This window comes from Micromonospora globispora (assembly GCF_003857015.1).
GTDB classification, from domain to species: domain Bacteria; phylum Actinomycetota; class Actinomycetes; order Mycobacteriales; family Micromonosporaceae; genus Micromonospora; species Micromonospora globispora.
Genome location: NZ_QGGF01000380.1, coordinates 1 through 9,221, shown reverse-complemented (window position 1 = coordinate 9,221; position 9,221 = coordinate 1). Strand labels below are relative to the sequence as shown.

Sequence of the window (9,221 nt, the reverse complement as noted above, 5' to 3'; positions counted from 1 at the left end):
GGGTCGGCTCGGTGTCCGGCTGCGGCTCGGCGACCGCGTGCGGCTCGGCCGTCGGCTCGGCGGCGGGCGTCTCGGGCGCCGGCTCGGCGGCCGGCGGGGCGGTCTTCCGGCGGCGGGTACGGGTCACCTTGACCGGCGGGACCACCTCCTCGGAGGCCCCCTCCACGCCGGCGGCGGTGACCGGCTCCTCGACCGCCTTCGCGGTGGTCGCCTTGCGGCGACGGCGGGGCGTCTTCGGGCTGGGCTCCTGCTCACCGGCGATCGGGGCGAGCACCTCCGCCTGAGGCGCCTCGCCGCTGGTCGAGCCGGCGTTTGTGGACGCCTCGACCGGCACGTCGGTCTGCTCCGGCTGGTTGAGCGGCGCCACCCGCCGGCGACTCGTCCGCTTGCGGACCGGCTTGGCCGCGGTGGTGCTCTCGGTGCTGGTGTCGGCGGTTTCGCCGGCCGGCTGTGAGCCGGTCCGTTCGCCGCCCTCGGGCTCGTTCTCGAGCATGGACGTTCTCCAGTTCTGGCTGCCCCGGGCGCGGGTGAGCGCTGCCACGCAGGGTCGCCGCAAAAGGTGTTTCCGCCGGGCGCGCGAGGTGCGCGACCGCCGAAGTCTGCCTGCCTGGGACACCGACCTTTCGGTCAGTGCCCACCGATGGCTGCCCCGTCGCGGTCCGCATCCAACGGATCCACGATCGCGCCCTGCGCGGTCAGCGTGCCCTGCGCCAGCCGGATCACCTTCGGGGCGACCGGCGGCTCCAGGTCGGCCACCACGCGGAGGCCGGAAAGGACGTCATCGGGTCGTACGGACGGGGTGACCTGCCGCACGACCAGTTCGAGTATCGCACACGGTAGGGCCGCCGCCCCGGAAGGCGTCTCCGACGGCGTCACCACATCGATCTGGATAACGGCTGCCCGGGCGTCGAAATTCCGTCGCCCCTGCTTGGTCATCCGCTCGACCTGGATCTCCTCGGCGGCGGTGAAGGCGGCCACGGCCTTCTCGAGCACGGCCGGCTCCACGCCGGGCAGCTCGATCCGCCAGTGCGACGCCTCGATCCGGTCGGCGAGGCTGCCGCCGTCGGCCACCACCGCGTCGAGCACGTCGAGTCCGGGCGACAGTGCGGCGTCCAGGACGGCCCGCAGCTCGCCGGGGTCGACCAGCTCGCGGAGCCCGATCTCCAGGTACTCGGCCTCGCTGGCCACGCCGGTGGGCGCCGCGCTGGCGTAGGAGATCTTGGGGTGCGGGGTGAAGCCCTGGGAGTAGGCGATCGGCACGCCGGCCCGGCGCAGCGCGCGCTCGAAGGCCCGGGCGAAGTCCCGGTGCGAGGTGAACCGCAGCGGGCCGCGCTTGGCGTACCGGATCCGGACGCGCTGGACGACGGGCGCCTGCCCGCCTTCCGGCTGTGGTTTCTTACTGATCGTCGGGCTCCTCGGGAATCGGGACGGGGTTGACCAGGCGGTGTCGTCGGTGACGACAGCTACATGATCACCCGGACGGGTGGCGGGCGGTACGCCGCCCGCCACCCTGCCGTCACTGCTGGGCGCCGGTGGGCAGCTTCAGGCCGTTGACCGGGGTCAAGGGGAGCAGCTTCCGGCCGGTGGGGCCGATCTGGATGTCGGTGTCCATCGAGGGGCAGACGCCGCAGTCGAAGCACGGGGTCCACCGGCAATCGTCCTGCTCGTACTCCGACAGCGAGTCCTGCCAGTCCTGCCAGAGCCAGTCCTTGTCCAGGCCCGAGTCGAGGTGGTCCCAGGGCAGGACCTCCAGCTCGTCGCGCTCCCGGGTGGTGTACCAGTCGAGGTCCACGCCGAAGGCCGGCAGCACCTCGGCGGCGGCGTCCACCCAGCGCTGGTACGAGAAGTGCTCGCTCCAGCCGTCGAACCGGCCGCCGTTCTCCCAGACCTTGCGGATCACCGCGCCGACCCGGCGGTCACCGCGGCTGAGCAGGCCCTCGATCAGCGACGGCTCGCCGTCGTGGTACCGGAAACCGATCGCCCGGCCGAGCGAGCGGTCCGAGTTGATTTCCTGCTTGAGCATCCTGAGCCGGTTGTCGATGACCTCCGGCCGCTCCATCGCCGCCCACTGGAACGGGGTGTGCGGCTTCGGCACGAAGCCGCCGATGGAGACGGTGCAACGGATGTCCTTCGAACCAGTCGCCGCCCGCCCGGCCTTGATGACCTCGTGGGCCATCCGGGCGATCTGCAGCACGTCCTCGTCGGTCTCGGTGGGCAGACCGCACATGAAGTAGAGCTTCACCTGCCGCCAGCCGTTGGTGTACGCGGTGACCACGGTGCGGATGAGGTCCTCTTCCGACACCATCTTGTTGATCACCTTGCGGATCCGCTCCGACCCGCCCTCGGGGGCGAAGGTCAGACCGGTACGCCGTCCGTTGCGGGACAACTCCTGGGCCAGGTCGATGTTGAACGCGTCCACCCGGGTGGACGGCAGCGAGAGCGAGACGTTCGTGCCCTCGTACTGCTGGGCAAGACCGGAGCACATGTCGCCGATCTCGGAGTGGTCGGCCGACGACAGCGACAGCAGGCCCACCTCGTGGAAGCCGGAGAACTCCAGCCCCTGCTGCACCATCTGCCCCACGGTGGTGATCGAGCGCTCCCGGACCGGGCGGGTGATCATGCCGGCCTGGCAGAACCGGCAGCCGCGGGTGCAGCCCCGGAAAATCTCCACCGCGTACCGCTCGTGAACCGTCTCGGCGAGCGGGACCAGGGGCTTCTTCGGGTACGGCCAGGCGTCCAGGTCCATCGTCGTGCGCTTGTGCACCCGGAACGGCACGTCCGGGCGGTTCGGCACGACCCGCTGGATCCGGCCGTCGGGCAGGTAGTCCACGTCGTAGAAGCGCGGGACGTAGACGCTCTCGGTGCGGGCCAGCCGCAGCAGCAGCTCGTCCCGGCCACCCGGGGAGCCCTCAGCCTTCCACTCCCGGACGATCGTGGTGATCTCCAGGACCGCCTCCTCGCCGTCGCCGAGCACGGCGGCGTCGATGAAGTCGGCGATCGGCTCCGGGTTGAACGCGGCGTGCCCGCCGGCCACGATCACCGGGTCCGCGTCGGTGCGGTCGGCGGCGAGCAGCGGGATGCCGGCCAGGTCGATGGCGGTGAGCAGGTTGGTGTAGCCCAGCTCGGTGGAGAAGGAGACGCCGAACACGTCGAAGTCGCGCACCGAGCGGTGCGCGTCGACGGTGAACTGCGGCACGCCGTGGGCGCGCATCAGCTTCTCCAGGTCCGGCCAGACCGCGTACGTCCGCTCGGCGAGCACGTCGGGCAGCTCGTTGAGCACCTCGTAGAGGATCTGCACGCCCTGGTTCGGCAGGCCGACCTCGTACGCGTCGGGGTACATCAGCGCCCACCGGACGGCCGCGGCGTCCCAGTCCTTGACCACCGCACCCAGCTCGCCACCGACGTACTGGATGGGCTTGGTCACCTGGGGCAGCAGCGGCTCCAGCTGGGGCCAGACCGACGGCGCCAGGTCCCGGCGTGGCGACAGACGCGCCGAGCTGGAGCCGTCGCCAGAATTGGCCGCGACGGGGCGCGGCGTCGTGGACGGGGCACTCATGATGCCCAAGGGTACGCGCCCACCCGCCGACCACCGCGCCGCACCGCAGCATGGAACAGGCCCGCCGCGGCCGGGCCGGCTGACTGCCGACCGGGCCGCGGCACCGCGCCGCCCGCCGGTGGACGGGACTGGCCCGCCGTTCCCGGCAGGCCTGCTGACGCCGACCGCCAGCCGGTCAACCGACCGAGCGGCCGCCGTCAGCCCCCGATTACGCCCCGTCCGCCGGGCGCGGCCGCCCGGCAGGGGGAACACGCGCGGCGACCCTTTTCGGTTGCGCCCGGATGCGCGAAAAAATTGACCACGTCCGCGGGACCGGTGACCCGCCGCGTGACCGGCGGCCGGAGTGGCGCGCTCGGGCCCGGCAGGGAGCCGGTCACGACGGTGCTGCCCCGCCGAAGCTGGTCGGCCCGTCGGTCTGGTGGAACGCCTCGCCGTCCCAGCGGTAGGCGCGCCACTGCCGGTGCGCCCGCCCGGGCAGCTCGGCACCGCTCGGCACCACGTCGGTCACCTCGATCCGGACCAGTCCGTCCGGGCGGACGTTCAGCGAGCACAGATACTCCGGCTTGCCGGCGTCGGAGTGGAAGACCTGCCCGAGGACGACGATCCGCCCGTCGGCGTTTCGGTCGAAGGCCAGCACCTGTTCCGGGTACATGCCCTCGCTGACCAGGCAGCGGACGAGCATCACCGGCTCGGGAACGTCGTCGTCGTCGACGTCCCCGTAACCCCCGCCGAAGATCGACAGGATCGCGTCACCGGGTCGGCCCTGCGGGTCGATCAACCGGGTCGGGCCCGACGCGCACGGTGCCCCCGCCGGCCAGGGCGGCAGGTCGACGGTGGCGGCCAGCAGGTCCTCGCGGGTGATCCGTGTCCCCGGTGTGGGCGCCGCGGGCGTGCTCGGCGAGGTCGTCACGGCTGCGGCTGCGGTCGGGACGGCCACGGGCGCCGGGTGGCGGCCCACCCCGGCCCAGGCGGCCAGCGGAAGGGTCACCCCCAGCACCCCGACGGCCGTGGCCGTCGTCGCGGTGCGTCGACGACGGCGGACCGCCCGGCGGACGGCGACCGGACCGGCGGGGTGCACCTCCCCCAGCAGAATCTCTCGGTACGCCGCGAACTCGCCGCGCAGCGGGTCGTTCTCCTGGTCAGTCATCGGTCACCTCGTTCGTGCTCAGGTGCGTCGCCAGCGCGGCGCGGGCCCGGTGGAGCCAGGACTTCACCGTTCCCTCGGCCACCTGCTCCTGTGCGGCGATCTCCGCGATGGGCAGATCGGCCAGGTAGTGCAGGACGACCGCGCGGCGGTGATGGGCCGGCAGCCGGGACAGCGCGGCCTGCAACGCCACCCGGTCGGGGTTGGGGCCGGGGACGTGTTCCTCACGTTGCCGGCGAAGGAAGGACTGGGCGGTACGCAGCCGCCGCCATCGGCTGGTGGCGAGGTTCCACGCCACGCGGCGGATCCAGGCGACCGGGTCGTCGTACCGCGAAACGGTCGACCAGCGGGTGAAGGCACGGCAGAACGCCTCCTGGGTCAGGTCCTGGGCCATCGACAGGTCCCCGCAGTACGCGGCGAGCTGGACGGTCAGCGCGCGGAAACGTGGTACAGCTCGTCGAAGTCGACGACCTCGTGCTGCTCGGACTGTTCGGGCTCCGCGATGTCGGGCGGAGGCTCGCCGAGCAGCTCGTCGATGCTCACCGTCACGTGTCTCCTCCCCCCGCCGCGACCCCGCAACTCTTCGTCACACGCTCCGCTCAGCCTGCCGGTTGCAGGGGGCGGTGCGAAATCCTGTGATTGACTGTCGGACCGGGGGAGACGCAAGGGAGGCCCGAGGTGCAGTTACCGGCCGTGCTCGGCGAGCCGATCCGGTTCGTGCTGAACTGGGGGCGTCGCTACTCGCTGTGGGTGTTCAACTTCGGGCTGGCCTGTTGCGCCATCGAGTTCATCGCCACCAGCATGGGCCGGCACGACTTCATCCGGCTCGGCGTGATCCCGTTCGCCCACGGGCCCCGGCAGGCCGACCTGATGGTGGTCTCCGGCACGGTCACCGACAAGATGGCCCCGGCGATCAAGCGGCTCTACGACCAGATGCCCGAGCCCAAGTACGTCATCTCCTTCGGCGCCTGCTCCAACTGCGGCGGCCCGTACTGGGACTCGTACTCGGTGACCAAGGGGGTCGACCAGATCATCCCGGTCGACGTCTACGTGCCCGGCTGCCCGCCCCGGCCGGAGGCGCTGCTGCACGGCATCCTCCGCCTCCAAGAGAAGATCGCCGCCGAGCAGGCCGGGATCGGCGGGGTTCCCCGCCCCGACCGGCTCGCTTCGCCGGTGGACGCCGGCCCGGCGGAGACCGCGCCGCGTCCGGTCGAGTCGCTGACCGCCCCACCGGTCCGCCCACCGGCAGGCTGAGGCCGCGGGTGGCGATCGGCGTCTAGCCTGCGGACCATGACCCAGTCCGCGGAGAAGCGCTCCGCCTTCATCGTCGACGTGCTGACCGAGGAGTTCGGCGCGTCGATGGCGCTCGACCCGGCGGCCTTCCGCCGCAAGTTCCGCAAGATGGCCGCCTCCCCGTTCGCCTTCTACCGGGGCAGCGCGTCGCTGTTCTACGCCGACCAGCGCGGCGACTTCGCCGACGACCGGTTCCTCGACGAGCGGACCAGCCGGGTGTGGATCCACGGTGACCTGCACGCCGAGAACTTCGGCACGTACATGAACGCCTCCGGGCAACTGGTCTTCAACGTCAACGACTTCGACGAGGCGTACGTCGGCCCGTTCTCCTGGGATTTGAGGCGCTTCGCGGCGAGCGTGGCGCTGCTCGGGTACGCCAAGGCGCTCTCCGACCGGGTGATAGGCGACCTGGTCGGGGCGTTCGCCCGGTCGTACCTGACCGAGCTGCGGGCCATCGCCGCCGGCGGGGACGACGCGATCGGCTCGATCACCCTGGAGAACGCCGACGGGGTGCTGCGCCGGGTGCTCCAGCAGGCCCGGCTCAACACCCGGGTCGACCTGCTCGCCACGCAGACCACCATCGACAACTACGAGCGCCGGTTCTCCCTCGGCGACGGCGTCTTCGAGATCGACCAGGACACCCGGGACAAGGTCTGCGCCGCCTTCCAGGCGTACCTCGGCACCCTGCCGGAGGCCACCGCCAGGCACCGCCCGGTGGAGGCGCGCATCAAGGACGTGGTGTTGCGCAAGGGCGTGGGGATCGGCTCCGCCGGGCTGCCGTCGTACAACCTGCTGCTGGAGGGGCACACCCAGGCGCTGGAGAACGACGTCGTCATCTACATGAAGCAGGCCCAGGTGCCGGCCGTGGCCCGGCACATCGACGACGAGCGGGTCCGCGGCTACTTCCGGCACCAGGGGCACCGGACCGCCGAGTCGCAGCGGGCCCTCCAGGCGTACGCCGACCCTTGGGTGGGCTTCACCGAGCTGGACGGGGCCGGCCAGCTCGTCGCCGAGGTCTCCCCGTACGCGGCCGACCTGGACTGGGCCGACGTCAACGAGCCGGAGGAGCTGACCGGGGTGCTCACCGACCTGGGCCGGGCAGTGGCCCGGATGCACTCGGTGGCCGACGACGAGTCCAGCCACGATCTGGTCGACTACTCCACCGAGGAGGCGATCGTGGCGGCGGTCGACGCCGACGCCGAGGGCTTCGTCGGCCACCTGGTCGACTTCGCCCACGCGTACGGGATTCAGGCCCGCCACGACCACCAGCTCTTCGTGGACCTGTTCCGCAACGGCAGGCTGCCCGGCATCTGAGCCGGCGCGGCCTCAGGCGGTGAAGTCGATGATCACCTTGATGTCGTCCTCGCCGGCGGTGTAGGCCTCGGTGTACCGCTCCACCGGCAGCCGCCGGGTGATCAGCGAGTTCAGCCAGCCCTGGTCGGCCCGGGCCAACGCCTCGGCGGCCTGGTCCCAGTGCCGGCGATTGGCGTTGACCGAGCCGAAGACCACGTTGTTCTCGAGCACCAGGGCCCGGTTGAGCGCCCCGGCGTCGAAGTCGATGGTCCGGCCGCCGCTCGACACCCCGGCGAGGCAGACGATGCCGTTCGGCGCGGCCTTGCACATCGCGTCGAGGACGACCCTCGGCACGCCAGTGCACTCGATCACCACGTCCGGCTCGAAGTCGAGTTCCGCCACCGGCTTGGCGTGGTAGGTGGCGCCGAGCGCGCGGACCAGGTCCGGCTTGGGGCCGGTAGTGGCCAGGTCGAGCACGTGCACCGCCAGCCCACGCTGGCTCCCCAGCAGCGCGGCCAGCAGGCCGATCGGTCCGGCCCCGGTGACCAGCACACTCTGCGGCTTCCACTCGGCGCGCTTGCCGATCCGCTCGATGTGGTCCCACGCCTTGGCCACCACGCTGATCGGTTCGAGCAGCATGCCGACCGTGGTCAGGGCCGGGTCCAGCCGGACCGCGAACGCCGGGTGCACCCGCCACCGATCCCGGGCGAACCCGGGCAGCGCCTTGATGCCGTGCTCGGTGTACTGCCCGTTGCGGCACATGTCCCACTCGCCGACCGCGCAGTTGGGGCAGGGCACCGGGTCCGGGTGCCGGACGATTCCCGCCACCAGGTCGCCCTTCCGCAGGGTGCCGGTGGGGTCCTCGAGCACCCGCCCCAGCGCCTCGTGCCCGAGCACCAGCGTGTCGGTGCCCGGCGGCGGCTCGCCGAAGTGCCCGGCGATGATCTCGTGGTCGGTGCCGCAGACTCCCACGGCGAGCGCCTCGGCCAGGATCGCGCCCTCCTCCGGGGCGGGCTCCGGCCAGTTCGGGACGCAGCGCAGCGAGTTCGGGGTACCAGGTGTGACAGTCACAGCACGCACGGCTCTTATCTTTCCCCGTCAGCCCGCCCGCTGCCGGCAAAAGCGGGGAGAGGGTGGTCGGGCGGGCCGACGCGGCCGTCCCCCACCGGCCATAGGATCAGCGGCATGACTCCGGAAGAGGTCGGCCACCGGCTGGCCGCGCTGCTCGCGCCCGTCGAGGTCACCGCGTCGGTGTCCGGCGGTCAGGGGTACGCGCGGGCCACCGTCGACGTACCCCCGGCGAGCTGGCGGGACGCGGTGCGCGCGGCGCGGGACGACGGCTTCGACTTCTTCGACTGGCTGTCGGCGGTCGACGAGTTGGCCGAGGGGTTCGACGTGGTCGTCCACCTCTGGTCGACCATCGGGCGGCACGGGCTGCTGCTGCGCACCCGGGTCCCCCGGGAGGCGCCCTCGGTCGCGTCGGTGGTCAACCTCTACCCGGGCGCGGCCTGGCACGAGCGCGAGACGTACGAGATGTTCGGCATCGGCTTCGACGGGCACGGCGAGCTGAAGCCGCTGCTGCTGCCGCCGGAGTTCGAGGGGCACCCGCTGCGCAAGGAGTTTGTGCTCGCCTCCCGGGTGGCGAAGCCCTGGCCGGGGGCGAAGGAGCCGGGCGAGTCGGAGGCCGGCGGGGGCCGCCGGCCGATCCGCCCGCCAGGCGTACCGGCGCCGGGGGAGTGGGGGACCACCCCGACGCCCGCCGGTCTCCGACTCGCCCGGCTCCTTCGCCCCCGGCCAGGGCTTCGCCACCCGGGTGCGCAGCACCAGCCCGTGCCGCCCGATGGTCGACCAGAGGTGGACGACCACGTCGAACCCCTCGGCCAACTCGTCGACCGCCGACAGCCAGTCGAAGAAGTCGAAGCCGTCGTCCCGCGC

6 protein-coding genes and 3 pseudogenes are annotated in these 9,221 nt (G+C 72.2%); 3 read left to right on the top strand and 6 right to left on the bottom strand.

Annotated elements, in window-relative coordinates:
* The 5 genes and pseudogenes from DKL51_RS19620 to DKL51_RS19600 all read right to left on the bottom strand — a co-directional run.
* Window positions 1-493, bottom strand: a pseudogene (locus DKL51_RS19620) (ribonuclease E/G); the annotation flags it as partial.
* A gap of 134 nt (window positions 494-627) precedes the next feature.
* Window positions 628-1,347 (bottom strand): TIGR03936 family radical SAM-associated protein, encoded by a 720-nt coding sequence (locus DKL51_RS19615; protein ID WP_109947973.1) that lies wholly within the window; start codon window positions 1,345-1,347, stop codon window positions 628-630.
* Between the two features lie 169 nt (window positions 1,348-1,516).
* Window positions 1,517-3,556 carry a TIGR03960 family B12-binding radical SAM protein gene (locus tag DKL51_RS19610; protein WP_124812352.1) on the bottom strand — a complete coding sequence of 680 codons (2,040 nt, stop codon included), beginning with the start codon at window positions 3,554-3,556 and terminating at the stop codon, window positions 1,517-1,519.
* A 373-nt stretch (window positions 3,557-3,929) separates the two neighbouring features.
* Window positions 3,930-4,703, bottom strand: a complete 774-nt coding sequence (locus tag DKL51_RS19605) for a hypothetical protein (protein WP_109945393.1) — start codon at window positions 4,701-4,703, stop codon at window positions 3,930-3,932.
* A pseudogene (locus tag DKL51_RS19600) lies at window positions 4,696-5,228 on the bottom strand (RNA polymerase sigma factor). Before DKL51_RS19600 ends, DKL51_RS19605 begins: the two are co-directional and overlap by 8 nt.
* A gap of 150 nt (window positions 5,229-5,378) precedes the next feature.
* Here DKL51_RS19600 and DKL51_RS19595 point away from each other — a divergent pair.
* Together DKL51_RS19595 and DKL51_RS19590 are read left to right on the top strand one after the other, a co-directional pair.
* Window positions 5,379-5,954 (top strand): NADH-quinone oxidoreductase subunit B, encoded by a 576-nt coding sequence (locus DKL51_RS19595; RefSeq protein ID WP_109945394.1) that lies wholly within the window; start codon window positions 5,379-5,381, stop codon window positions 5,952-5,954.
* A 36-nt stretch (window positions 5,955-5,990) separates the two neighbouring features.
* On the top strand, window positions 5,991-7,307 hold the full coding sequence (locus DKL51_RS19590) for a DUF2252 domain-containing protein (RefSeq protein WP_109945395.1): 1,317 nt from the start codon (window positions 5,991-5,993) through the stop codon (window positions 7,305-7,307).
* Window positions 7,308-7,319: 12 nt separating this feature from the next.
* On the opposite strand, the gene DKL51_RS19585 is transcribed toward DKL51_RS19590, so the two are convergent.
* Window positions 7,320-8,366: a glucose 1-dehydrogenase gene (locus DKL51_RS19585; RefSeq protein ID WP_109945396.1), complete on the bottom strand. Its 1,047-nt coding sequence runs from the start codon at window positions 8,364-8,366 to the stop codon at window positions 7,320-7,322.
* Between the two features lie 105 nt (window positions 8,367-8,471).
* On the opposite strand from DKL51_RS19585, the pseudogene DKL51_RS19580 reads away from it, so the two are divergent.
* A pseudogene (locus tag DKL51_RS19580) lies at window positions 8,472-9,041 on the top strand (NADH-quinone oxidoreductase subunit C); the annotation flags it as partial.
* Between the last annotated feature and the right edge of the window lie 180 nt (window positions 9,042-9,221).